The sequence below is a fragment of the Nocardia sp. CC227C genome, from assembly GCF_030767025.1.
In the GTDB taxonomy this organism is placed as follows: Bacteria; Actinomycetota; Actinomycetes; order Mycobacteriales; family Mycobacteriaceae; genus Nocardia.
Genome location: NZ_JASITE010000005.1, coordinates 100,946 through 125,270, shown reverse-complemented (window position 1 = coordinate 125,270; position 24,325 = coordinate 100,946). Strand labels below are relative to the sequence as shown.

Here is a 24,325-nt window from a genome sequence, read left to right as displayed (position 1 = left end):
GCCAGGCGTCGGGTGCTCGACGGCCCACCGCCCATCGGACGCGACGGAACCGCTCTCGCCCGCCGCGCTGGCCGCCGCTTGTGCTGGGTGGTGGGGCCGTGCTTGTGCTGGGTGGTGGGGCCGTGCTTGTGCTGGGTGGTGGGGCCGTGCTTGTGCCGGGTGGTGGGGCCGTGCTCGTGCTGGGTGGTCAGGCTGCGCTCGTGCTGGTGGTCGGGCCCCGCTTACGCCGATGACCGGGCCGCTCGCACGCGGCTGCACCGCGTCAGTGTCGTTGCGGGCGAGCGGGTTCGGTGCTGTAGGTGAGTACGCGGTCGGCGATGCGCAGGCTCCAGCCCGGTTTCAGTTCCATCGGCTGCGCACCCAGCCGAATCCAGTCCTCCGCGCGCGGAGCCGCGATGTAGGTGCCGCCCGGGGTGGCGGCGTCCTGCACGAAAACCGCTGTGCCCTCGATGAATACCCGCGCATGCACCCGCGAGATGTGCCGGTCGCCGGTGAGGGCGATGGGGGAGGCCGCCGCCCGGCGCACCGCCGCATCGGCCATGGGGTCGCGGCCGAGCACGTACGGGCGATCCAGGGGGTAGGCCGCGCCGCCCGACATGGTGAGCGCGCCGAGCGGTGCGGGCGCCGCGGTGGTCTCCGGTGCGGGCTGTCGCGGCGGGTCGACCGCCTCGACGGACCACGCCTTCGGCACGACCCAGGGTTTCGCCGCCGACGGCGTCGGGGGCGCGGGCTCGGAACGCCCCGGTGCCGAATGCGCCTGCCGTTGCGCGGCTTCGGCTGGTTCGGGTTCGGGGTGTGAGCTCTGCCGCGTGGCTTCGGGTGAACTGGGTTCGGGGTGTGAGCTCTGCCGCGTGGCTTCGGGTGGACCGGGTTCGGGGTGTGAGCTCTGCCGCGTGGCCTTGGGCGGGCCGGGCTTGGGATGCGAGCTCTGCCGCGTGGCTTCGGGTGGACCGGGTTCGGGGTGCGAGCTCTGCCGCGTGGCTTCGGGTGGACTGGGTTCGGGGTGCGAGCTCTGCCGCGTGGCCTTGGACGGTTCGGGTACGGTCTGCGCGCCGGGTGGTGCGGCTTCGGGTGGGCCGGGTGCCGGTTGCGCCTGCTGCCGTGCGGCTTTCGCCCGGCCCGGTGCGGACCGCGCCTGTTGGCTGGAACCGGCCGCCGGAGCCGGGGCGTCCGGGCCGTCGGCATCCTCCATGGCGGCCGCTCGGGCGTCGAATGGTGCGGTACGCGGAGGTTCGGCGGCGACTTCCTTCCCGCGCTTCGGTCGGTCGGATGCGGAGCGCCCCGCACGCGCCGCATTCGACGCGCGCTCGGACTCGGTGCGCGCGTCCCCGACCTGCGGGGTCGTGGATTTCGCGGCGGCCGGTCGCTTGCCCAGCATGACTGTGGGCGGCGGGTTCTCGGCGGGCGGACGGGACGGATCGGGCAGGTCACCGGAGAGACGGGTGACCGCCTGCGCCGTGGGGGGCACGTCTCCGCCCGGTCGGACCTGCGGCCCGGGAGACCGTGCGGAATCCGCCCGGGACACCGGCGACGACGGTGTGGGGGAAGCGGTGGCGAGCGGGATGGTGGCGGCCGGATTGGGGATCGTGCGCTCGGGATAGCCGGTGCGCGACGCCCCTCGCCCGGGCGGCCGGTGCACCGATGGACCCATCGACGGGGCTGCTACGGCACCGCTGTCGTGCGCACCCGCCGCCGACGATCGCCGCGTCGGCTCCGGCGGATCGTCCGTCGCCGGCCAGAACTCCGTGTTCGCCGGTTCCGGCGGGCCGACGTCATCCGGCGCGGCTCCCGATCCAGCGGCTCCCGATCCAGCGGCTCCCGATCCCGCCCCCGCCCCCGCCCGCGGCTCGCGGTCCGCTGCCAGGTCGCGGCGGTCACCGGTCGGCGGTGCCGCGTCGGCCACCGGTGCGGACGCGGGTGCGCCCGCACGATCCTCGATATCGCCCCCGGGCACGGGCGTTCGACTGGGCGAGCGGTCCCGGGCGCTTCCGGTGGTTGCGGGGGCGCGGGTGCCCGCAGCGTCTTGGGCGCTTCCGGTGGGTGTGGGGGTTCGGGTCGGCGAGCGGTCCCGGGCGCTTCCGGTGGGCGCGGGCGTTCGACTGGGCGAGCGGTCCCGGGTATTTCCGGTGGTTGCGGGGGTGCGGGTGCCCGGAGTGTCTTGGGGGCTTCCGGTGGGTGTGGGGGTTCGGGTGGGCGAGCGGTCTGGGGTTTTTCCGGTGGTTGCGGGGGTGCGGGTGCCCGGAGCGTCTTGGGCGCTTCCGGTGGGTGTGGGGGTTTGGGTGGGCGGACCGTCCTCGGTGCCTCCGGAGGATGTGGGGCCGGGGGCGTCGGAGGGATCTCGGGTCTTCGCCTTCGGTGTGGAGAATGGCGATCCCGCGGCGGTGCCCGCACGGGAGAAGCGCGTGTGCGAGGGGGTGGGCAGCGGGGTGCGTGCGGTGGCCTCGCTGGGCTGCGCGGTCGGTGTGGCGGCGGTCGCGCGGCGGCGGGCGGGTGCGTGCAGAACGAAGCCGCCGCCGGGGGCGATGCCGGAGCGCAGGTCGGTGTGCGGGATCTCGGTGGCGGCGCCGTCGGCGCTCACCGTGATGCGGCGGACGGGGTCACGGATGATCTCGTCGGTCCAGGTCATGGCGCGGTCGCCGGAGAGTTCGCGGGCGCCCTCCGGGCCGTCCACCACCGCCCGGACCGGGCCGCGCAGCAGGATCAGCAGTCCGTCGGCGGTCGGCGCGACCACCCCGAACGACGGCGACTGCGCCGATCCGCCCGCGAAGATCGCCGCGGCCAGACGCTGCGCGATGGCGACGCCCGGATCTGCGGCCCCGGCCGCCGCCTCGGCCGCCCCGAGAATCCGCTCGGTGGACGGTGTCTCACCGGTCAGGAACAGCACCACGCTCCCGAATCGCGCGATCAGCCCGTCTCCGCGCGACAGCGCCACCGTGGACGGAATGCGACCCATTGCGCGCCTCCTCTCCCCTGGCGCATCGGATACCGCTGCCCAGAATAGGACGTTCACCCGGTCGAGGGGATGCCTCGATCCCGCCCCATTGACGCCGTCCATCCGCCGCAGCGAACTCCGAGTGGCCTTTCCGGACGAATTGTGCGTGTTTCGATGCGCCGTGCCGTGGCACACGCGACGATCGACGCAGATCGTCGGCGCACCCGGCGTCGACTCGGTACGACGAGGACTGCTCTATGCGCATGACCACGGAAAACCGAGAATCCGCCCGCGCGCTGATCGCCGTGGGCGCGGGCTGTGCGGCCCTGGCCGCCACCCTGTTCACCGCGCCCGGCGCGGCCGCCACCGCCACCCGCATCGGCGTAGAACCGAGTATCAGCTTCGGCTCGGCGACCAACTACGGTGCCGGATGCACCTATCCGGTGAACGTGTACGTGGACGATCCGGTGACGCCGGTCGTGATCTACGACAACGGGGTGGCGTTCGCCGTGGTCCGGCCGAACGGCGCGATCGCCACCGGGCACTGGACCCCGGCCGCCCCGGGGGAACACCGGTTGCGGGCCATCCAACCCAACGCCGGGGGCGATGTGGTGCCCTACATCGACCTCACGGTGGGCGTCGGACTCAACTCCGGATCCGGCTGCATCGTCACGCACTGACCGGCGGCGGCTCGCTGCCCACCTCCGCGGCGGCGGCTCCCCGGAACGGGATCGCTGCACCAACCAGCGAGAATCGTGCCCGACCGACGCGAACCGGACGCCGGGCGGAGCCGCATCCGCCGCCGGACGGCCGGTGCGGGCGGTCACCGGAAAGGAATACGCTCCTGACATCGATAGCCGCGCGTGGGCGTGCGGTGGGCGAGAGGAGTCCGGATGTCAGGCGATCGCGCAGTGGTGCTCGGGGGCGGCGGTGTCGCCGGAATCGCATGGCAGAACGGTGTGCTCGTCGGACTCGCCGATGCGGGGGTGGACGTGACCGACGCCGATCTCATGGTCGGAACGTCGGCGGGGGCCAATGTGGCGGCGCAGTTCACCAGCGGGCTGTCGCCAGAAGAGCTGTACCGCAGGCAGATCGACGCGCGAGTGCAGAGCCGGGAGGTGCTGCCGCCCGGGAATCCGCTCACCGAACTGACGGCGGAGCGCGCCGCCATCGCGGCCGAAGACGACGATCCGGGGGAAATACGCAGGAGGGTGGGGGCTTTCGCACGGGCCGCGCGCACCGTACCGGCGGAAGTGCGGCGGTCCGTCGTGGCGAGCCGTCTGCCCGTGCACGAATGGCCGCAGCGGCTGCTGCTGGTGGTCGCGGTGGATGCCGTGAGCGGGGAGCCACGGGTGTTCGATCGGAATTCCGGGGTGCCACTGGTCGATGCGGTGACGGCCAGTTCGGCGGTGCCGGGGGTGTGGCCGGTGGTGGAGATCGACGGTGCGCTGTACACCGATGGCGGCGTGCGCAGCACCACCAATGCCGATTACGCGCGGGAATGCGCGCGCGTGCTGATACTCGCACCGCTACCGGTCTGGCCGCTGGACGAGGAGGTGGCGGCATTGGTCGCCGCTGGCGCGCGGGTGGAGGTCATCGCGCCGGACGACGCCTCGGTGGTGGCCTTCGGGGACAACCCGTTGGATCCGGACTGCCGGGTTGCGGCCGCGAAAGCCGGTCGGGCGCAGGGGGAAGTGGAGGCCGAGCGGATCGCTCGATTGTGGAAGTGAGGGTCTAGGCGACAACCGGTCCCACGCCCGCCGATGCGGGCGGCGGAGGGGCGAACTCGACGGCTCGGCGGGTGACAGAGCGGAGGTCGAGCGTGGCGCTCCGGTGGTCGGCCGAGCACAGGTGCCCGAGCGGGGTCTCCGTTCCGGTCAGGCGAAGGCGGATTTCGCGGCGGTCTCGGCGGCGATGCGGGCCTCGGGGATGAGGCCGATGCGGGTGCGTCGGTCGAGGAGGTCGTCGGAGGTGAGGGCTGCCTCGTGGGTGGTGGCGAAGGCGAATTCGGCGGCGGTGACATCCGAGCCGGGGGCTACGGGGGTGGCCAGGTCCGGATCGTCCCGGATCAGATCGAGGATGGATGCGGCCTCGGAGCCGTAGCGTTCGATGAGATGGGTGGGCGCGGGGATGCGGTCGCGGGCCGCGCCGGAGACCGCTCCGACCAGGGCGAGGCGGCGGGTGCGGCAGGGGCGGGCGGTGAGGCCGCGGCGGGCGAGGACGGCGTCCACGGTGTCCTCGGCCATCTTGCGGTAGGTGGTCAGCTTGCCGCCGACGACGGTGATGACGCCGGTGGGGGAGGGCAGCACCGCGTGTTCGCGGGAGATGTCGGCGGTAGCGTCGGCGGCGGTGCGCAGCAGCGGGCGCAGGCCCGCGAAGGTGCCACGAATATCGCTGCGGGTCAATGGTTCCCGGAGCACCGTATTGACCGTGCCGAGCAGGAAGTCGATTTCGCCGTCGGTGGCGTGCGGCACGTCGGGGACCGGGCCGGGCGCTTCCTCGTCGGTGAGGCCCAGATAGACCCGGCCGTGGGCCGCCGGGAAGGCGAACACGAAACGGCTGATGCTGCCCGGAATCGGGATGGTGAGCGAGGCGGCGAGCCCGCCGAACGCCGCCGCGTCGAAGACCAGATGCGTACCGCGAGAAGGCCGTAGCTCGATACTGGTATCGACCTGATCGGCCCACACGCCGGTGGCGTTGACCACCGCCCGCGCCCGCACGGACAGCGTTTCGCCGGTGAGCCGGTCGTGCAGCGTCGCCGCGTCACCGGTGACCCGGGTCGCCTCCACCCGGGTGAGCACCGACGCGCCGTGCAGCGCCGCCGTGCGCGCGATAGCCACCACCAGGCGGGCGTCGTCCATCAGCTGTCCGTCCCAGGCCAGCAGCCCGCCGCGCAGCCCGTCCCGGCGCACCGTCGGAGCCAGGCGCAGCGCCTCCGCCGCCGCCACCCGGCGCGAGCGCGGCAGCACGGCCGCCGACGTTCCGGCGGTGCGGCGCAACACGTCTCCGGCCAGGAATCCGGCCCGGATCAGACCCTGTTGCGCCGCACCGATTTCCGGAAGCAGCGGCACCACCTGCGGCAGTGCCCGGGTCAGATGCGGAGCGGTGCGGGTGAGCAGGATATGGCGCTCCACCGCGCTCTCGTGCGCGATGCCGACCCCGCCCCCGGCCAGATACCGCAACCCGCCGTGCACCAGTTTCGAGCTCCACCGGCTGGTGCCGAAGGCGAGGTCGTGCTTCTCCACCAGGACGGTGCGCAGCCCGCGCGCGGCGGCGTCCAGGGCGACGCCCGCGCCGGTGATGCCGCCGCCGATCACCAGCACGTCGATCTCGCCGCCGTCGCCCAGCGCGCGTAGCTCACGCTCGCGCCGCCCGGCATTGAGCGCGGAGCTTGCCTGTGCCGAATTCCCGGTCATGACTTGGCCTTTCGAAGAGGGAGTGCTAGGGCCGCGGGGGCGGAGTCAGATAGCTGTCGATGGCGTAGGCGAGTTCGGCGTCGAGGTGGTCGGCGTCGAGGAACTGGGCGACCGTGCCCGCCGACTGCACCGCCGACTGGCTCATCAGCAGCAGCATGGTGGCCATCCGCTCCGGATCGCCGTCGCGGATGGAACCGTCGGCCTGCCCGTCCAGGATGCTGTCGGCGAACATCTCGATGAGCCGCCGCTGATTTCGGCCCAGCCGCTCGAACACGTAGGTGAGCATCACATCGGCGTCGGCGCGAAAGATCTTGCTGAACAACGGGTTCTCCCGCACCGCCGCACCGCCGCCGACGATGGCCGTGCACAGGCGCTCCCGCGAGTTGCCCTCGTCGGGGACGGCGCGGGCGACGATCTCCCGCAGTTCGCGCACCAGCAGGTCGGCCACCAGCGATCCGGTGTCGGGCCAGCGGCGGTAGACGGTCGGGCGGCTCACGCCCGCCCGCCGTGCCACCTCGGTGAGGGTGGTGCGGCGCACTCCGAATTCGGCTACGCAGGCCCGCGCCGCGTCGAGGATCGCCCGATCGACGGCGGAGGACGGTTCGGTCATCGTGTCATCCCAGGTTCGTTACTGCTTGACAATCTATGTCAGACTGTAACGCATGGCCGACATGAAAGCGCCCGCCGCATCCACCGAAAACCCGGGCGAGCCGGACGCTCGTCCGAGTATGGTGTGGGACGCCTGGGGCGCCCCGTCCGGACAGCAACCACTGCCGGAACAGATCCGGGGACTGCTGGCTCAGGTGTTCGGGGTGTCGGGTGAGCCGGTGGCCCGTCGCGATGAGGGCGACGTGCCGCTGCGCGCCTCGGCGATCACGCCGGACCAGCGAGCCGGGCTGGTCGCGGTGGTCGGCGCGGACCACGTGTCGGACGGCCACCGCGACCGACTCCGCCACGCGGGCGGCAAGAGCACCCCCGATCTGCTGCGCCGGCGTGCCGAGGGGCCGCAGGACGCGCCCGACGCCGTCGTCTTCCCGGGGGGCCACGACGAAGTGCTCGCCGTGCTGGCCTACTGCGCCGACAGCGGCATCGCCGTCGTGCCCTTCGGTGGCGGCACCAGCGTTGTCGGCGGCCTGGACCCGGTGCGCGGACGTTTCCCGGTGGTGATCGCGCTCGATCTGCTTCGCCTCGACACCCTCACCGAGGTGGACCCGGTCAGCGGCACCGCCACCCTGGGCGCCGGACTCACCGGCCCGCGTGCCGAGGAACTGCTTGCCGCACAAGGACTCTCGCTGGGGCACTTCCCGCAGAGCTTCGAATTCGCCAGTATCGGCGGATTCGCCGCCACCCGCTCCTCCGGACAGGCGTCGGCGGGCTACGGCCGCTTCGACGACATGATCCAGCGGCTGCGCGTCGCCACCCCCGGTGGCAGCCTCGAACTGGGCCGCGCCCCCGCCTCGGCGGCCGGGCCCGATCTGCGCGAACTCTTCGCGGGCTCGGAAGGCACGCTGGGCATCATCACGGCGGTCACCGTGCGGGTGCATCCGGTACCGGAGACCACCGCCCACCAAGCCTGGTCGTTCCCGGACTTCGGCACCGGTGCGGACGCGCTGCGCAGCGTGATCCAGACCGGCGCGGCCCCGACGGTGCTGCGCCTGTCCGACGAGGCGGAGACCGGGCTCAACCTCGCCCGCGCCGGAGATATCGGCGGCGCGGCCGTGGGCGGCTGCCTGGCTATCACCACCTTCGAGGGCAGCGCCGCCCACGTGGCCGCCCGGCGGGGCGAGGCAGAGGCGCTGTTCACCGCGGCCGGGGGCACCGCGCTCGGCGAGCGGCCCGCCGCCGAATGGGAGCACGGCCGCTTCTCGGCCCCCTACCTGCGCGACGCCCTGCTCGATGTCGGCATCCTCTGCGAGACCCTGGAAACCGCCACCAGCTGGTCCAATCTCGCCGAACTCAAGGCGAAGGTCACCGCCGCGCTGACCGACTCGCTCACCGCGCAGGGCACCCCGGCGCTGGTCATGTGCCATATCTCGCACACCTACCCGACCGGGGCGTCGCTGTACTTCACCGTCATCGCCAAACAGGCCGAGGATCCGCTCGCCCAGTGGGCGGCGGCCAAACGGGCCGCCGGAGACGCCATCGTGGCCGCCGCGGGCACCATCACCCACCATCACGCCGTGGGCGCGGACCACCGCCCCTGGATGACCGACGAGATCGGCGAGCTCGGCGTGCGGGTGCTGCGCGCGGTGAAACAGGCCGTTGACCCGTCCGGAATCCTCAACCCTGGGAAGCTGATTCCGTGAAAGAGATCCACTCGGTCGCCGTGGTGACCAATCCGATGTCCGGGCACGGTCGCGGCCTGGAGGTCGGGGCCGCCGCCGTCGCCCGCTTCACCACCCACGGGGTGCGGGTCCGGGAAATGTGCGGTGATTCCGCCGCCGACACCACCCGCCTGGTTCGGGCGGCCCTCACCGACCCCGGACACCGCCCCGACGCGGTGGTGAGCGCGGGCGGCGACGGCCTCACCTGCGTCGTGCTGCAAGCGCTCGCGGGTACCGGGATACCGCTGGGTCTGGTGCCCGGCGGCACCGGCAACGACCTCGCCCGGCAACTCGACATCCCCGACGACACCGATGCCGCCGTGGACGTGGTGCTGGCCGGAAAGACCCGCGACGTCGATCTCGGCACCGTCGAAACCGCCACCGCGGGCGATTCCGGACCGTTCTGGTTCGCCACGGTCACCGGCACCGGACTGGACGCCCGGGTCACCCTGCGCGCCAATGGGCTGCGCTGGCCCAACGGACCGGCCCGCTACACGGTGGCCGCGCTGATCGAGTTGTGCAACGGACTCGCGGTGCCATACCGCATCGAGTTGAGCGGCTCCCCGGATCACCCGGACGGGACCGCGGTCATCGACACCGACGCCATCATGGTCGCGGTCGGCAATACCAAGACCTACGGCGGCGGCATGCTGATCTGCCCCGACGCCGTGCTCGACGACGGTCTGCTCGATCTCACCGTGGTGGGGGCCATGTCGCGGCTCCAGATGCTGCGGATGCTCCCGGCGCTGTCCTCGGGCAAGCGCATCGACCATCCGGCGGTCAGCCAGTATCGCGCGGCCGGCATCACCCTGACCGCTCCGGGCGCACCCGCCACGGCCGATGGCGAACCGGCGGGCATGCTTCCGGCCACCTTCCGTGCCCGCCCCGGCGCACAGGCGATCCTGGTTCCGTAGCCGTAGCCGTAGCCGTAGCCGTAGCCGTAGCCGTAGCCGTAGCCGTAGCCGTAGCCGTAGCCGTAGCCGTAGCCGTAGCCGGAGCCGGAGCCGGAGACCGAGCAGAAGCCGGAGCAGTAGCCGTAGCGGGAGACCGAGCCGCAGCAGCAGCCGGAGACCGAGCGGCAGCGCTGACGCCGCGGTGGCGGCGGTGCGGTGGCGGCTCCGCGCCGTCAGCGCCGCGGAGCTGTCGCGGCGACCTCGCCGACCACCTCCGAGTACCAGCGGAACAGGCGAATCTCCTGCGCTGGTTCGGCTTTCAGCAGCTCCGCCCAGCAGGCGGCGGTGCTGGCGCGGGCGGCCGTGCCGATCCACGGCTGCGGCAGCAGCTGCGGGGGCAGCAGCGGGTCGGGTTCCACCGCGCGGGTGAACTCCGCGGCCAGGCACACGGCGATGGTCAGCCGCCGGGTGTGCGCGGCGGTGCGCAGCTCGGCCAGGAAGCCCTCGGCGGTGGCGAGCAGGCTGCGGTGGCCGTCGGCGATACGGTCCAGCGGCCACAGCCGGGCGGCGAGTTCACGCGGTTCGTGAATGCCGCCGACCCGCAGGTCCGTGCTGGTCGCGGTCGTGATGTTGGCGGTGACCCCGAGGTCGTCCGCGGCGGCGTGCAGGCGGTCCTCCCACGGATTGGCCGAGACGTACAGGCCGCCCTGGATCGGCGCGCCACCCAAACCCACGATGGTGTCCCGCATGGCGTCGCGGGCGTGGCGGGCCGACTCCGGAACGGCGAACGCGGCCAGATGCCAGACTCCGTCCCAGGACGCCTGCCCGCGGTCCTGCGCGTACATGAAGCGGATGAACTCCAGATCGGGTTCGATGGCGGCCCGGGTGGTCGCGGTGGCACGCAGCACCGCCTTGCGCCCGCGCCCCTCCTGGACGAATCTCCCGTCGGCGGCCAGCCGTTTGATACAGAGCCGGACCTGCTGGTCGGTCATGCCCAGGGCATTGGCGACGTCGTACAGTTCCCCGGCGTCGATGGTCGCGTCCGCGCGGATCATGCTCTCGACGAGCGTGCGCGTGGAGACCTCCGGTTCGTGCGGAGCGGCCACGGGGTCACCTCCTGATCGGTGCGGCGATGCGCACGGCCGTCCTGGCGATGCGCACGGTCATCCTACGGTCGACGCAGTTCCGATAGTCGGTGCGGTGTACTACCCGGCCGCGCGTTCGACCCCGTACAGCGGTGCGTCCGAGTCGCGTCCCAGCACCCGGTCCAGGTCGGCGAAGAATCGCACCGGGTCGATGACGGTCTCCGGCGGATGCACGCCGGGGCGCAGCGCCGAACCATCGATGAGCTGGGACATGCCCAGCGCCAGGGGGATTCCGGTGGCGCGCGCCATATCGCCGAGCAGCCCGTGTGCCGGATCCGTCGCGGGCACTGACATGTTCAGATAGGCCAGCACCGACCGCTCGCGTCCGTGCGCGCACCCGGTGACGGCGGCGAAGAACGACGGCAGGGTGCCGGGGCCTCCGGTGCGCAGGGCGATCGGCACCGATCGCAGTAGCTGGGACAGCGTGGGCTCGGCCAGGGCGCGCGCGGCGGTGTCGTTGGTGAGCCTGCCGCCGTCGATATCGCGGCGCAGCACCTCGAGATAGGCGAGCGTCCACGGCGTGACGACCATGAGCGTGGCCGCGTCGCCACTTGCTTTCAGGCTGTGCCGCAGGGTGATGGGCTCGGGATGGCCGACGGTGTACGCGGTGCCGCGCCGCCCGCCGGGCAGCCGCAAGGCGGTGGGCGCCAGCGGCCGCCGATCGGTGCGCCGTCCGGCCTCGACCACCCGGATCGTGCCGCTGATCTGCTGCATCCAGTGCACGGCGGCCGCCGACGGGCTGCCGTCCGGCGACAGCGCCTGCTCGTCCTCGGCGGTGTCCACATCGACCGGCCACGCGGTGAACACATCGCGCACCGTCTCCAGTTCGGCGGCGGCGATGGCGGCGAGCAGATTGCTGATTCCCGGGCTCGCGCCCATCCCGATGACCGCGCACACCCCCCGATCGCGGGCCTCGCGATCGAATTCGAGCATGCGCTCCGTGGGTTCCCAGTCGTCGCAGATATCCAGATAGTGGGTGCCGGTGGACAGGGCCGCGCGCAGCACCGCGGGGCCGAAGCGGTAGTAGGGGCCAACAGTATTGAGCACCAGGTCGACGGCCGACAGGGCGCGCCGCAGACCCTCGTCATCGGTGACGTCGACCTCGATCGCCCGGATCGGCATCGGCGCGTGCGCGTACCGGCGCGCCAGGCGTGCGGCGGCGGCGAGGTCGCGATCGGCGATGACGATCTCGCCGATACCGGGCAGGGTGACCGCGGTGTGCACGGCGGCGGCACCCATGGCACCGGGGCCGCCGAGGGCCAGAACTCGCATCCGAACTCCTATTCCACCTGCGACACGTAGCGCCGCAGATCCTCCAGATAACCGGGCGCGTACAGGGCGCGCGGCGCGAAAACGGCCACCAGGAAGGCGCGGAACCCCTGGTCGTGGTCCAGTTCGGCGACGGCGATGCTGTGCGAGGCATCCGGGTACTTCCGGACGGTCAGCAGCCGGGGCGGCAGCGATTCGCGATAGACGCGTTCGGTTTCGGCGACGTCGACGTTGAGGTCCTCCGCGCCCAACACGAGCAGTACGGGCACCCGGATCAGCGGCAGCGTCGGCGCGGCGTCGGACCGGTAGTTCTCGACGACGAACCGCCACCGGTCGGCCGACATCGGCGAGTCGTCGACACCGGCCGCCACATACCGCTCGTACGAGGCGTTCTCGCGCAGCAGCCGCCGTACCTCGTCGCGCCGCCGGTGCGCTCGCGCGACCTCGTTGTCGGACGCGCCCCGGTACCGCAGCTCGGCGTCGAGGTTGTAGGCGCCCTGCCGCAGCCAGTCGATCGCCACCCCCACCGCGATGACGAAGCGCAACTCGGGATGCCGGACGGCCACCTCGGGCAGCACCCACCCGGCCTGGCTGATGCCCCACAGTCCCGTCCGCTCCGGATCGAGGTCGTCGCGCTGCCGAGCCCACGCGAGCGCGTCCTCGGTCTCGACCGCCCGGTCGTGCATGCTCTGATCCAGCCAATTGCCCGGTGCGCCATCGACTCCCGGCTTGTCCCAGGACAGTGATGCGTAGCCCGCTCGGGCGAACGATTCCCAGATCGGGCGGTAGAAGCCGTCGCGGTCGGCGGTGGCCGGGCCGTCGCCGTGCACGAAAACGACCAGACCATAGGGCTTTTCGCCGTGCTCGGGCAGCGCCAGGGTGGCCTGGAGAGGATGTGCCGTGCCGGGGATGGTCACCCGCTCGTCGCGGAAGGCGAAGTCGTGCCGGTAGGCGATCCACGCACCCGCCGCCACGACCAGTGTCAGCACGCAGCCGAGTGCGATGACACCTCGTCGTGCTCTGCTCACCATGCCTCCATTATCTATTGTACGTACGTCGAATGACTATAGAACGATCGTAAGAAAAATGATAGATATGGCGGCCGGGCACAGCGTGCCCCCGGACCCTGCCGGGGGCACTCGAACGGTGTGGTCGGTTCGGTCAGGCGGCGAAGGAGACCTCGCGCAGTTCGGTCACCGCCTGGCGGTCGAGGATCACCACGGAGGCGGGTTCGGGTCGCGGTTTCGTTCCGGCGGCGGCGGTGGTCACCAGGCGTTGCCACTTCGCGCAGTGCATGCGGAAGCTCAGGCCGCTCACCTCGCGACCGCGCGAGACCTGGCCCGCGCGGGCCTGTTCCGCGGCGGCGTCGATCATGATCATGTGCACCTGCCGCCCGGCGCCGCGGGCCCAGTGCGTCACCAGGTGGCGCACCCACTGCCGAGTGCCGCAGTCGTGAATGACCACCGGGCCGTCCACCCGGCGCAACGCGGCGCGAATCCGGAGGTAGTGCGTGACGTGGACGATGGGCAGCCACAGCGGGTAGGGGATGGCGCCCAGATGTTGATGCCACCAGTTGCGGGAGTGCTGGGAGTCCAGCAGTACCGTGCCGTCCGGTCCGGCGGCGGGGCGGACGGCATCGCTGGAGCAACCGAACAGTCTGCGTAGCGCGGTGCTCTTGCCCGCACCCGGAACCCCCGTGATGATGACGGCCGCCGTCGCGGGGTAGCGCAGTTCGCGGATCGGCTGGCCGCGTAGGTCGTGCACCTCGAACGGCGCCATGCTGCGCGGGTCGGGGGAGAGGTGTAGCGGACCGGATTCGAGCGGGGGGTTCACCCCTCCCAGAATCCGTGTTCATTTCCCGTTCGGCAACCGGGAAAACCCTGAGTTCCGGCACCAGATCTCCTGGGCGGCAGGAACTTCGGGCGACGCGCCGGGGTGTGGCACGCTGGCTACCGGCGGGCGCATCCCGGAATCGGCAACATATTTTGCTGTCCACGTCGAGGGGCGGCACGGTGGAGGCATGAGCGAAACGAACTACGACGTGCTGGTCATCGGCGGCGGCGCGGCGGGCCTGTCCGCCGCCCTGCTCCTCGCCCGATCCCGCCGCCGGGTGGCCGTGGTCGACGCGGGCGCGCCCCGCAACGCCCCCGCCGCCCACATGCACGGCTTCCTCTCCCGCGACGGCATGAACCCCCTGGACCTGCTCACCGCCGGTCGCGCCGAGGTGGCCGGATACGGCGGCGAACTCGTCGCCGACCGCGTGATCGCGGCCGAGTGCATCGGAACGGCGGACCGCACCGCCGGATTCACCGTGCGCCTGGCGAGCGGCCGCGCCCTGCGCGCCCGCCGGCTGCTGGTGGCGTCCGGGCTGCGCGACGAGTTGCCGTCGCTGCCCGGCCTGCGGGAACGGTGGGGCCGGGATGTGCTGCACTGTCCGTACTGCCACGGCTACGAGGTGGCCGATCGGCCGATCGGGCTGCTCGGCGCCGCGGAGTCCGGACCCGCTGCGCGCTCGGTGCACCTGGCGCTCGCGCTGCCGCAGTGGTCCCGGGATCTGGTGTTCTTCCCGCATACCTTCGAGCTCTCCGACGCCGACCGCGCCCGCATCACCGCACGCGGGGTGCGCATCGTGGACGGCAAGGTGTCGGGTGTCACCGTCGCCGACGACGCGCTGCGCGCGGTGGAGCTCGCGGACGGCGCCTCCGTCGCCCGCTCGGCGCTGTTCGTGGTGGCCGACATGATTCCGGACAACACCGTGGTGGACGCCCTGGACTGTGAGCTGACGGACAGTGGTTTCGTCCGCGTCGACGCCAACGGCCGGACCAGCGTGCCCGGGGTGTTCGCCGCGGGCAATGTGGTCGATCCCCGATCGCAGGTGATCTCCGCCGCCGGTGCCGCCGCGGCCGTGGCCATCGCCGTCAACACCGATCTGACGGAGGAGGACTGTGCCGCGCGGTGAGCCGGAAAGACCGCCGCGCATGCAACGCGGATGCAACGAAAGTTGGCTTAGCCTGGGCGATTCGGTCAAAACCTGAGAATTGCTTATGGATTCGGGAGAGCGGCCGGATTCGCCGGTAGTCTTGCTGTCGAGGGCGGGGCTTTCGGTGTCCCTCATCCGCCGAAAGCCCCGCTCTTCGGCTATCTCGAGGACCTTCTTTAGAATCGCACGGTGACCAGCACAGCCTCTGAGAACTCGCGTAATCGTGCCGATGCCCTCCCCAAGAGCTGGAACCCCGGCGAAGTGGAGGCCGAGCTGTACGAGCGCTGGGTAGCCGCTGGTTACTTCACCGCCGATGCGAGCAGCGACAAGCCGCCGTACTCGATCGTCCTGCCGCCCCCGAACGTCACCGGCTCCCTGCACATGGGCCACGCCCTCGACCACACCCTGATGGACACCCTCACCCGCCGCAAGCGCATGCAGGGCTACGAGGTGCTGTGGCTGCCGGGCATGGACCACGCGGGCATCGCCACCCAGAGCGTGGTGGAGAAGCAGCTCTCCGCCGACGGCAAGACCAAGGAAGACTTCGGCCGCGAACTGTTCGTCGACAAGGTCTGGGACTGGAAGCGCGAATCCGGCGGCCAGATCCAGGGGCAGATGCGCCGCCTCGGCGACGGCGTGGACTGGAGCCGCGACCGCTTCACCATGGACGAGGGCCTGTCCCGCGCCGTGCAGACCATCTTCAAGCGGCTCTACGACGCGGGGCTCATCTACCGCGCCGAACGCCTGGTGAACTGGTCGCCGGTACTGAAGACCGGCATCTCCGACCTCGAGGTCGACTACAAGGACGTGGAGGGCGAGCTGGTCTCGCTGCGCTACGGCTCGCTCAGCGACGACGAGCCGCACGTGATCGTGGCCACCACCCGAGTCGAGACCATGCTCGGCGATACCGCGGTGGCGGTGCACCCGGACGACGAGCGGTACGCGGCGCTGGTCGGCACCACGCTGTACCACCCGATCACCGGCCGTCAGATCCCGATCGTGGCAGACGACTACGTCGACCCCGAATTCGGTTCCGGTGCGGTGAAGATCACCCCGGCGCACGACCCCAACGACTTCGAGCTGGGCCTGCGGCACAACCTGCCCATGCCGACCATCATGGACGAGACCGGCAAGATCGCCGGAAGCGGAACCGAATTCGACGGCATGGACCGCTTCGAGGCGCGGCGCAAGATCCGCGAGCGCCTGGAGTCCGAGGGCCGCGTGGTCGCCCGCAAGTTCCCGTACGTGCACAGCGTCGGCCACTCCGAGCGCTCCGGCGAACCCATCGAGCCGCGGCTGTCCATGCAGTGGTGGGTCAGGGTGGAATCGCTGGCCAAGGCCGCCGGTGACGCCGTGCGCTCCGGCGAGGTGAAGATCCACCCGGCCGGTCAGGAACCGCGCTGGTTCGAATGGGTCGACAATATGCACGACTGGTGCATCTCGCGGCAGCTGTGGTGGGGCCACCGCATCCCGATCTGGTACGGCCCCGAGGGCGAGATCGTGTGCGTCGGCCCCGACGAGCAGGCCCCCGAGGGCTACGTGCAGGACCCCGATGTGCTCGACACCTGGTTCTCCTCGGGCCTGTGGCCGTTCTCCACCATGGGCTGGCCCGACGCCACCCCGGAGCTCGGAAAGTTCTATCCCACCAGCGTTCTCGTCACCGGCTACGACATCCTGTTCTTCTGGGTGGCCCGGATGATGATGTTCGGCATGTTCGTCTCCGACGATCCGGCGCTCAGCGCGGGCAAGGGCGGACAGAAGCAGGTGCCGTTCCAGGATGTGTTCCTGCACGGCCTGATTCGCGACGAACACGGCAAGAAGATGTCCAAGTCGCGCGGCAACGGCATCGACCCGCTGGACTGGATCAGCGAATACGGCGCGGACGCAACGCGATTCACCCTCGCCCGCGGCGCACAGCCCGGCAGCGACCTGTCCATCGGCACCTCGCACGTGATGGCCTCGCGCAGCTTCGTCACCAAGCTGTTCAATGCCACCAAGTTCGCGCTCATGAACGGCGCGGCGCCGGGCGAGCCGCCGGCCCGCGACACCCTCACCGACGCCGACCGCTGGATTCTGGACCGGCTCGAAGCCGTTCGCGCGCAGACGGATGCGGCATTGGACCGCTACGAGTTCAGCAAGGCGCTCGAGGGGCTGTACCACTTCGCCTGGGACGAGCTGTGCGACTGGTACCTGGAGCTGGCCAAGGTGCAGTTCGCCGCGTCCGAGGAGCGCGCCGCCAGCACCCGCGTCGTGCTCGGCAATGTGCTGGATTCGGTGCTGCGCCTGCTGCATCCGGCCATCCCGTTCGTCACCGAGGCGCTGTGGCGGGCGCTCACCGGCGGTGAGTCCATCGTGGTCGCCCGGTGGCCCGAGAGCTCCGGCGTGCCCGCCGACGCCGTGTCGGACCGGCGCATCGCCGACGCCCAGCGCCTCATCACCGAGATCCGCCGCTTCCGCAGCGATCAGGGGCTCACCGACAAGCAGAAAGTGGCCGCGCGGCTCGTCGGCATCGAGGCCGCCGATCTCACCGGGCAGCTCGCCGAGATCGCCACGCTGGCCCGGCTCACCGAGGCGGGCGCGGATTTCGCCGCCACCGCCTCGCTCGAGGTGCGGCTCACCGATGCCACGGTGACCGTGGAGATCGACACCTCCGGCACCGTCGACCTCGACGCCGAACGCCGCCGCCTGGAGAAGGACCTCGCCGCCGCACAGAAGGAATTGGCGGGCACCACGGCCAAACTCGGCAACGAGGGCTTCCTCGCCAAGGCGCCCGAGGACGTGGTCGCCAAGATCCGGGGCCGTCGGGACCTGGCCGCCTCCGAGGTCGAGCGCATCGGCGCGCGGCTGGCGGAGATCGCGAAGCTGGCGGAGCGCAAGTGAACGACGAGCCGGAGCGCCGGTACGCGGAGGAGCCGTTGACGGGCGGCACCTCCCCGGTCGACCTCGCCGAAATGGCCCTGGTCGAGGCCGAACTGGACCAGCGCTGGCCGGAAACCAAGATCGAGCCCTCGCTCGCGCGCATCTCCACGCTCATGGATCTGCTGGGCTCGCCGCAGCAGGGCTACCCGGCCATCCACATCGCCGGGACCAATGGCAAGACGTCGGTCACCCGCTTGATCGACGGCCTGCTCACCGCCCTGCACCGGCGTACCGGGCGGATCACCAGCCCGCACCTGCAACTTGCCACCGAGCGCATCGCCATCGACAACGCGCCCATCACCCCCGGGCGTTATGTCGAGACCTTCCGCGAGATCCAGCCGTACGTCGAGATGATCGACGCGCAGTCCACGGCGGCGGGCGGTCCGGCCATGAGCAAGTTCGAGGTGCTCACCGGCATGGCCTACGCCGCCTTCGCCGAGGCGCCCGTGGACGTGGCCGTGGTCGAGACCGGGATGGGCGGGCGCTGGGACGCCACCAATGTGATCGACGGACAGGTCGCGGTGATCACCCCGATCGGGTTGGACCACACCGACTATCTGGGGCCGGACCTCACCTCCATCGCGGGGGAGAAGGCCGGGATCATCAAGAAGGCTCCCGAGGACGAACTGGTGCCGCGCGACACCGTGGCCGTCATCGCCCAGCAGGAGCCCGAGGTCATGGAGGTGCTGCTGCGCCGCGCCGTCGAGGTCGACGCCGCCGTGGCGCGCGAGGGCTCGGAGTTCCGGGTGCTGTCGCGGGCGGTGGCCATCGGCGGGCAGATGCTGGAACTCCAGGGCCTGGGCGGGGTGTACGACGAGATCTTCCTGCCGCTGCACGGTGAGCACCAGGCCCGCAATGCCGTGCTGGCACTGGCCGCCGTCGAGGCGTTCTTCGGCGCGGGCGCGCAGAAGCAGCTCGATATCGATGCCGTCCGAGCGGGTTTCGCGGCCGCCGCGAGTCCGGGACGGATGGAGCGCATGCGCAGCGCGCCGACCATCTTCATCGATGCCGCGCACAACCCGGCGGGGGCGCGGGCCTTGGCGGCGACCCTCACCGAGGAATTCGACTTCCGCAAACTGGTCGGTGTGATCGCGGTCTTGGGTGACAAGGACACCGGTGGCATCCTCGACGCCCTGGAGCCGATCTTCGACACCATCGTGGTGACCCAGAACGGATCCCCGCGCGCCCTGCCCGTCGACGACCTGGCCAACCTGGCCGTGCAGCGCTTCGGCGACGAACGCGTCGCGGTCGCCCACGACCTGGCCGACGCCATCGAAACCGCCATCGCCCTCGCCGAGGAGGGGGAGGACGGCGATATGGTCTCCGGAGCGGGCATCGTCGTCACCGGTTCGGTCGTCACCGCCGGGGCGGCCCGCTCACTGTTCGGAAAGGACCCCGCGTGAATGGTCAGGCTCGGAGGCGGCAGCGTGCGTGATCACGACGAGCCCCAGTCCGGCGGTGACGAGCACGGCGCGAGCCGATCCCACGAACCGGCGCCCGCGCCGGCCACCGATCCGTGGAAGGGCTTTCGCGGGGTGATGGCCGGAGCGCTGATCATGGAGGCCATCACCGTGCTGCTGGCGCTGCCGGTGGTGGCCGCGGTGGGCGGCGGGCTGGAATGGTGGTCCACCGCCTATCTCGTGGTCCTGGCCGCGGTGATGGTCGTGGGCTCCGGCTTGCAGCGGCGACCGTGGGCCATCCCGTTCAATCTGGGATTGCAGGTCTTCGTGATGGCGGGCACGTTCATCCACCTGTCCATCGGCATCATCGGCATCGTCTTCGCCGCGGTGTGGGTATTCATTCTGGTTCTGCGCGCGGATGTGAGGAAGCGCATGGAAATGGGCCTGCTCCCGAGCCAGCGCACCGAGAATCAGGGCTGACATCGAAGCAGGGCTGACGTCGCTGGATTCGGGAGTTCGCGCGCTCCCCGGTTACGCTGTGCGCCGTGACTGAGCAGACGTTGGTTCTCATCAAGCCGGACGGCGTGGCCCGTGGCCTGATCGGTGAGATCATCACCCGTATCGAGCGCAAGGGTCTGACGATCGCCGCGCTGAAGCTTGTGAACGTCTCCGAGGAGCTGGCGGGTGAGCACTACGCCGAGCACAAGGAGAAGCCGTTCTTCGGTTCCCTGATCGAGTTCATCACCTCCGGCCCCGTGGTCGCGGCGATCCTCGAGGGTCCGCGCGCCATCGCCGCCTTCCGCCAGATCGCGGGCGGCACCGACCCGGTGGAGAAGGCCGTCCCCGGCAGCATCCGCGGCGACTACGCCCTGGAAACCCAGTTCAACCTCGTCCACGGCTCCGACTCGCCCGAGTCCGCCAAGCGCGAGATCTCCCTCTGGTTCCCCGAAACCGCCAACTGACGCAGCGCCCGCCCACATCGGCAGCGCTCGAGCCGACCCCGGTGCCCACCTTCCCGCGCACCGGGGGCAACCACTGCTGCCTGCGTAAACCCTTTCTCCGGGGCGGCCCTCGTCGGTTCGCGGCGCGTCTCGGTTCTGGACTGACCGGAGCGGAGGAGCGAAGCGGGGGAGTGGCGGGCGGGAAGAGCCGAGACGCCCAGCGCCGCGAACCCGCCGGAGCGGAGCGGAGGCAATTCAACACAGTGTGGGATACTGGGCAGCGGATGTAACCGACGCCGGTCACAAGCGGCAGGTGACGGTCACAACCGAGGGCACCGCAGCATGACGGACGGTCATCGCTGCCGCCGACAGCTTCCGAGACTCGGCTGTCGGGCGGCACGCTGGATGAACGCTCGTGCGGTGGTGTTGAGCCAACCAGCCAGGCGCCGCGTGACCAGTTAGCCGAACGACGACAACAACAGGCGAACACCGGACACGCGGGGCGAGACCATACGGCCTCTAGCCCACGGGCATGAGGCGAACGGACAGTGCCCCCGCGTCGGCCGCGTCACCCCCAGAGGGACGCGCCCGGGGGTCCGAGGAGAATTCGTGGCCGAACAAGAGCCGCAGGACGCATCGCAGGTGAACGGTGAAGGGGAGGCGGGCCGTTCGGGACAGGAACAGACGGACACCGCCCCGGCTGCCGAACAGTTGCCGGAACGGATCCGAGTGCACGCACTGGCGAAGTTGCTGGGAACGACCAGCAAACGCATCCTTGCCCACCTGACCGAAATGGGCGCGCAAGCCCGCAGCCCCCAATCCAGCCTGGACCGGACCGTCGCCGAAACGGTGCGTGACGCGTTCGGGCCGCGTGACGTGGAAGTGACCGCCGCGCCGACCGCCGGGGCCACCGAGGCCGCCCGGACCGCGGCGGTGTCGCCCGCGACCGGTCAGGTCGCCGCGCCCGCCACTGTCGACGAGGCCGTCGCCGCGGGCGACGACCGGGCCGCCGACGAACTGGCCGCCGAGGAGGTCGAGCAGGCCGAGGCCGACGAGTCGAGCGCCGCGCACAAGCCGACCACCCTGTTCGCCAGCCCGTTCCAGGCCGTGGAACCGGTTGTCGAGGAACCCGTGGTCTTCGAGCCCGCCGCCGTGGTGGCCGCGCCGCTGTTCCTGCCGCCGGACGCCACGGCCGCCGAGGAGCTGCGCCGCAAGCGCCGCGTCGAGCGCAAGCCCAAGGAGGAGCCGGTCGAGGAGACCGCGCCTGCCGCCGAGGAGCCCGCACCCGCCGAGGACACCGCCGACGAGGGCGACTGGGACGAGAACCGCGAGAAGAACGACGGGGCTTCCCGCCGTCGCCGCCGGGGCCGTCGCGGTCGCGGCCGGGGTCGCGGCGAGCAGCAGAACGAGGGCGACGACAACGCCTCGGACGCCGAATCGGACACCGACGACGAGGACGAGACGCGGGCCGCCGCCGATGCCGAGGAGTCGGCCGAGGGCGACTCCGGCGAGGACGACGCCGAGGAGTCGGCCGTGCCGGAGGGGGCCAGCTCCCGCCGTCGCCGCCGCCGTCGCCGCCGCAAGGGCGGTGAGGATGGCGACAACGAGCCCGCCGAGGACGATCCGCCGAACACCGTCGTGCACGAGCGCGAACCGCGCAACAAGCGGCGCGCCGAGAAGAACGTCGACGAGGTGCAGGGCATCACCGGTTCCACCCGGTTGGAGGCCAAGCGCCAGCGTCGCCGCGACGGCCGGGAGGCCGGTCGCCGCCGCCCGCCGATCCTGACCGAGTCGGAGTTCCTGGCGCGGCGCGAATCGGTGGACCGCGTGATGGTGGTGCGGGAGAAGCACTTCGCCGAACATCCGACCTCCACCACCCAGGTGGCGGTGCTCGAGGACAACGTCCTGGTCGAGCACTTCGTCACCAGCACCGGTTCGGCCTCCATGGTCGGCAATGTGTACCTGGGCAAGGTGCAGAACGTGCTGCCCTCGATGGAGGCGGCGTTCGTCGACATCGGTCGCGGTCGCAACGGCGTGCTGTACGCGGGCGAGGTGAACTGGGAGGCCGCCGGGCTCGGCGGCCGGGAACGCAAGATCGAACAGGCGCTCAAGCCCGGTGACACCGTGCTGGTGCAGGTCTCGAAGGACCCGGTTGGCCACAAGGGTGCCCGCCTGACCACCCAGATCAGCCTGGCCGGTCGCTTCCTGGTGTACGTGCCGGGCGGCACCTCCACCGGCATCTCGCGCAAACTGCCCGATACCGAGCGCAAGCGGCTCAAGGAGATCCTGCGCGATATCGTGCCGCAGGACGCGGGCGTCATCATCCGCACCGCGTCGGAGGGGGTGAGCGAATCCGAGCTCGCCCGCGACGTGCAGCGGTTGCAGAAGACCTGGCGCACCATCGAGGAGCAGGCCAAGAACGGCTCCGGCGCGCCCAAGACGCTGTACGAGGAGCCCGACCTGCTGGTCAAGGTCGTGCGCGACCTGTTCAACGAGGACTTCTCCAAGCTGGTCATCGAGGGCGAACGCGCCTGGACCACCGTCGAGAACTACGTGCGCACGGTCGCGCCGGACATGCTGACCCGGGTGGAGCGGCACGAGAACAGCACCGTAGACGTGTTCGGCGCGTTCCGCATCGACGAGCAGCTGGCCAAGGCGCTCGACCGCAAGGTGTGGCTGCCCTCGGGCGGCACCCTGGTGATCGACCGCACCGAGGCCATGACCGTCATCGACGTCAATACCGGCAAGTTCACCGGTTCCGGCGGCTCCAATCTGGAGGAGACGGTCACCCGCAACAACCTGGAGGCGGCCGAGGAGATCGTCCGCCAGATGCGGTTGCGCGATATCGGCGGCATGATCGTCGTCGACTTCATCGACATGGTGCTGGAATCCAACCGGGATCTGGTGCTGCGCCGCCTCACCGAGGCGCTGGGCCGTGACCGCACCCGCCACCAGGTGTCCGAGGTGACCTCGCTGGGCCTGGTCCAGATGACCCGCAAGAAGCTGGGCACCGGACTGGTCGAGGCGTTCTCCACCACCTGCGAGCACTGCCACGGCCGCGGCATCCTGGTGCACAACTACCCGGTCGAGTCCGCGCCCGCGGAAGAGGGCGGGGGTCGCCGCGAGGGTCGCCGTCGCCGCAAGGACAAGGACAAGGGCGAGAAGGCCGCCGCCGCGCCGGAACCGGCCGTGGTGGAGGAGCAGGCCCCGCCGACCGAGGAGAAGGCCGCGGCCAAGCGGGCACACCCGGTGGCGCTGGCCATGGCCGCGCATCAGGCCGAGGATTCCGCACACGAGGCCGCCGACGCCGCGTCCGACGCGGTGGAAGCCGTGGATCTGGCGGTGGCGCAGGCCGAGACGACCGGGGTGGACGAGGCGGTCGCCGAGGCCGCCGACGTGACGGCGGTGGAGGCGGCCGACCAGGCTGCCGCGGCCGCCGCGCAGGCCGCCGCCGCGGCCGAGGAGGCCGCGGCCACCGCCGCCGAGCTGAAGGCCGCTCAGGTGCGGGCGGCGGAGTCGCAGGCCGGGGGGTCCGCTCGCGGCCGGGGCCGGGGAGCCCGCGCCGCGAAGGCCCGGACCAACGGCACCGCGACGGCAGCGGCCGACGCGGTGGTGGCGCCGGAGGCCGAGACGGCCGCCGGTGAGGCCGATCTGCTGGTCACCGAGGCACAGGCCGCCACCGGGGTCCAGACCGCCGAGCAGGCCGGGACCGGAGCCGCCGATGCGTCGGCCGCCGGAGCACGGTCCGGTGGGGCGGCCACGGCGACCGGGCGGGACACCGCCGGACAGCCCGAGGCGCACCCCGAGCCGAAGATGGCCGTGGCCGAGCCGGAGAAGGTGGTGCCCGCCCCGGAGAAGGCGGCTCCCGCCGCGACCACGGACGAGGCTCCGGCCGGACGCCGTCGTCGCCGGGTGGCCCGCACCGCCGCCGCCCCGGCGACGGACAGCCAGAGCGCGGTCTTCGTGCTCTCCAGCTCGGATCAGCCGAAGACTCCGGCCCTGTCGCTGGACGACATGACACCGCCGCCGCCCCCGCGCGCCCGGACCCGCCGTCGCGCGGCCGGCCGCCCGGCCGGCGCCCCGGAGGGGGAGAGCTAGCGGTTCGC

17 protein-coding genes are annotated in these 24,325 nt (G+C 71.5%); 10 read left to right on the top strand and 7 right to left on the bottom strand.

What is annotated here, in order from left to right; all coding sequences use genetic code 11:
- Positions 1-262: 262 nt before the first annotated feature.
- Positions 263-2,953, bottom strand: coding sequence for an FHA domain-containing protein (locus QMO76_RS11710; protein WP_306361261.1), 2,691 nt, complete (start codon positions 2,951-2,953; stop codon positions 263-265).
- Between the two features lie 242 nt (positions 2,954-3,195).
- Between QMO76_RS11710 and QMO76_RS11705 the strand changes: the two genes are divergently transcribed.
- Together QMO76_RS11705 and QMO76_RS11700 are read left to right on the top strand one after the other, a co-directional pair.
- Positions 3,196-3,612: a hypothetical protein gene (locus QMO76_RS11705; RefSeq protein WP_306361260.1), complete on the top strand. Its 417-nt coding sequence runs from the start codon at positions 3,196-3,198 to the stop codon at positions 3,610-3,612.
- A gap of 213 nt (positions 3,613-3,825) precedes the next feature.
- Complete coding sequence (locus tag QMO76_RS11700) at positions 3,826-4,662, top strand: patatin-like phospholipase family protein (protein WP_306361259.1); 837 nt, start codon at positions 3,826-3,828, stop codon at positions 4,660-4,662.
- A 147-nt stretch (positions 4,663-4,809) separates the two neighbouring features.
- Here the strand turns inward: QMO76_RS11700 and QMO76_RS11695 are convergent, their stop codons facing one another.
- Positions 4,810-6,348 (bottom strand): glycerol-3-phosphate dehydrogenase/oxidase, encoded by a 1,539-nt coding sequence (locus QMO76_RS11695; RefSeq protein ID WP_306361258.1) that lies wholly within the window; start codon positions 6,346-6,348, stop codon positions 4,810-4,812.
- Positions 6,349-6,373: 25 nt separating this feature from the next.
- The gene (locus QMO76_RS11690) at positions 6,374-6,958 is read right to left on the bottom strand and encodes a TetR/AcrR family transcriptional regulator (protein WP_306361257.1); all 585 of its coding nucleotides are present in this window, start codon (positions 6,956-6,958) and stop codon (positions 6,374-6,376) included.
- Positions 6,959-7,076: 118 nt separating this feature from the next.
- On the opposite strand from QMO76_RS11690, the gene QMO76_RS11685 reads away from it, so the two are divergent.
- Both QMO76_RS11685 and QMO76_RS11680 read left to right on the top strand, forming a co-directional pair.
- A complete protein-coding gene (locus QMO76_RS11685) occupies positions 7,077-8,654 on the top strand; it encodes an FAD-binding oxidoreductase (RefSeq protein WP_306361592.1) in 1,578 nt (525 codons plus the stop codon).
- Positions 8,651-9,586 (top strand): YegS/Rv2252/BmrU family lipid kinase, encoded by a 936-nt coding sequence (locus QMO76_RS11680; protein WP_306361256.1) that lies wholly within the window; start codon positions 8,651-8,653, stop codon positions 9,584-9,586. The genes QMO76_RS11685 and QMO76_RS11680 overlap by 4 nt, the downstream gene beginning before the upstream one ends.
- Before the next feature lie 212 nt (positions 9,587-9,798).
- Here QMO76_RS11680 and QMO76_RS11675 read toward each other — a convergent pair whose 3' ends face one another.
- The 4 genes from QMO76_RS11675 to QMO76_RS11660 form a co-directional block, all read right to left on the bottom strand.
- Positions 9,799-10,620: a PaaX family transcriptional regulator C-terminal domain-containing protein gene (locus tag QMO76_RS11675; protein ID WP_306361591.1), complete on the bottom strand. Its 822-nt coding sequence runs from the start codon at positions 10,618-10,620 to the stop codon at positions 9,799-9,801.
- Between the two features lie 150 nt (positions 10,621-10,770).
- Positions 10,771-11,982 carry a saccharopine dehydrogenase family protein gene (locus QMO76_RS11670; protein WP_306361255.1) on the bottom strand — a complete coding sequence of 404 codons (1,212 nt, stop codon included), beginning with the start codon at positions 11,980-11,982 and terminating at the stop codon, positions 10,771-10,773.
- A gap of 8 nt (positions 11,983-11,990) precedes the next feature.
- Entirely contained in the window at positions 11,991-13,010 is a 1,020-nt protein-coding gene (locus tag QMO76_RS11665) for a S9 family peptidase (protein ID WP_306361254.1), read from the bottom strand.
- Between the two features lie 130 nt (positions 13,011-13,140).
- Positions 13,141-13,812, bottom strand: a complete 672-nt coding sequence (locus tag QMO76_RS11660; protein ID WP_306361253.1) for an AAA family ATPase — start codon at positions 13,810-13,812, stop codon at positions 13,141-13,143.
- A 187-nt stretch (positions 13,813-13,999) separates the two neighbouring features.
- On the opposite strand from QMO76_RS11660, the gene QMO76_RS11655 reads away from it, so the two are divergent.
- The 6 genes from QMO76_RS11655 (at position 14,000) to QMO76_RS11630 (ending at position 24,317) form a co-directional block, all read left to right on the top strand.
- Positions 14,000-14,938 carry an NAD(P)/FAD-dependent oxidoreductase gene (locus tag QMO76_RS11655; RefSeq protein WP_306361252.1) on the top strand — a complete coding sequence of 313 codons (939 nt, stop codon included), beginning with the start codon at positions 14,000-14,002 and terminating at the stop codon, positions 14,936-14,938.
- A 210-nt stretch (positions 14,939-15,148) separates the two neighbouring features.
- The gene (locus tag QMO76_RS11650; RefSeq protein WP_306361251.1) at positions 15,149-17,839 is read left to right on the top strand and encodes a valine--tRNA ligase; all 2,691 of its coding nucleotides are present in this window, start codon (positions 15,149-15,151) and stop codon (positions 17,837-17,839) included.
- Between the two features lie 71 nt (positions 17,840-17,910).
- On the top strand, positions 17,911-19,281 hold the full coding sequence (locus QMO76_RS11645; RefSeq protein ID WP_306361590.1) for a folylpolyglutamate synthase/dihydrofolate synthase family protein: 1,371 nt from the start codon (positions 17,911-17,913) through the stop codon (positions 19,279-19,281).
- On the top strand, positions 19,282-19,758 hold the full coding sequence (locus QMO76_RS11640; protein ID WP_372341952.1) for a DUF4233 domain-containing protein: 477 nt from the start codon (positions 19,282-19,284) through the stop codon (positions 19,756-19,758).
- Positions 19,759-19,823: 65 nt separating this feature from the next.
- Positions 19,824-20,240, top strand: a complete 417-nt coding sequence (ndk, locus tag QMO76_RS11635; protein ID WP_306361250.1) for a nucleoside-diphosphate kinase — start codon at positions 19,824-19,826, stop codon at positions 20,238-20,240.
- 588 nt (positions 20,241-20,828) lie between these two features.
- On the top strand, positions 20,829-24,317 hold the full coding sequence (locus QMO76_RS11630; protein ID WP_372341951.1) for a translation initiation factor IF-2 N-terminal domain-containing protein: 3,489 nt from the start codon (positions 20,829-20,831) through the stop codon (positions 24,315-24,317).
- Positions 24,318-24,325: the final 8 nt, after the last annotated feature.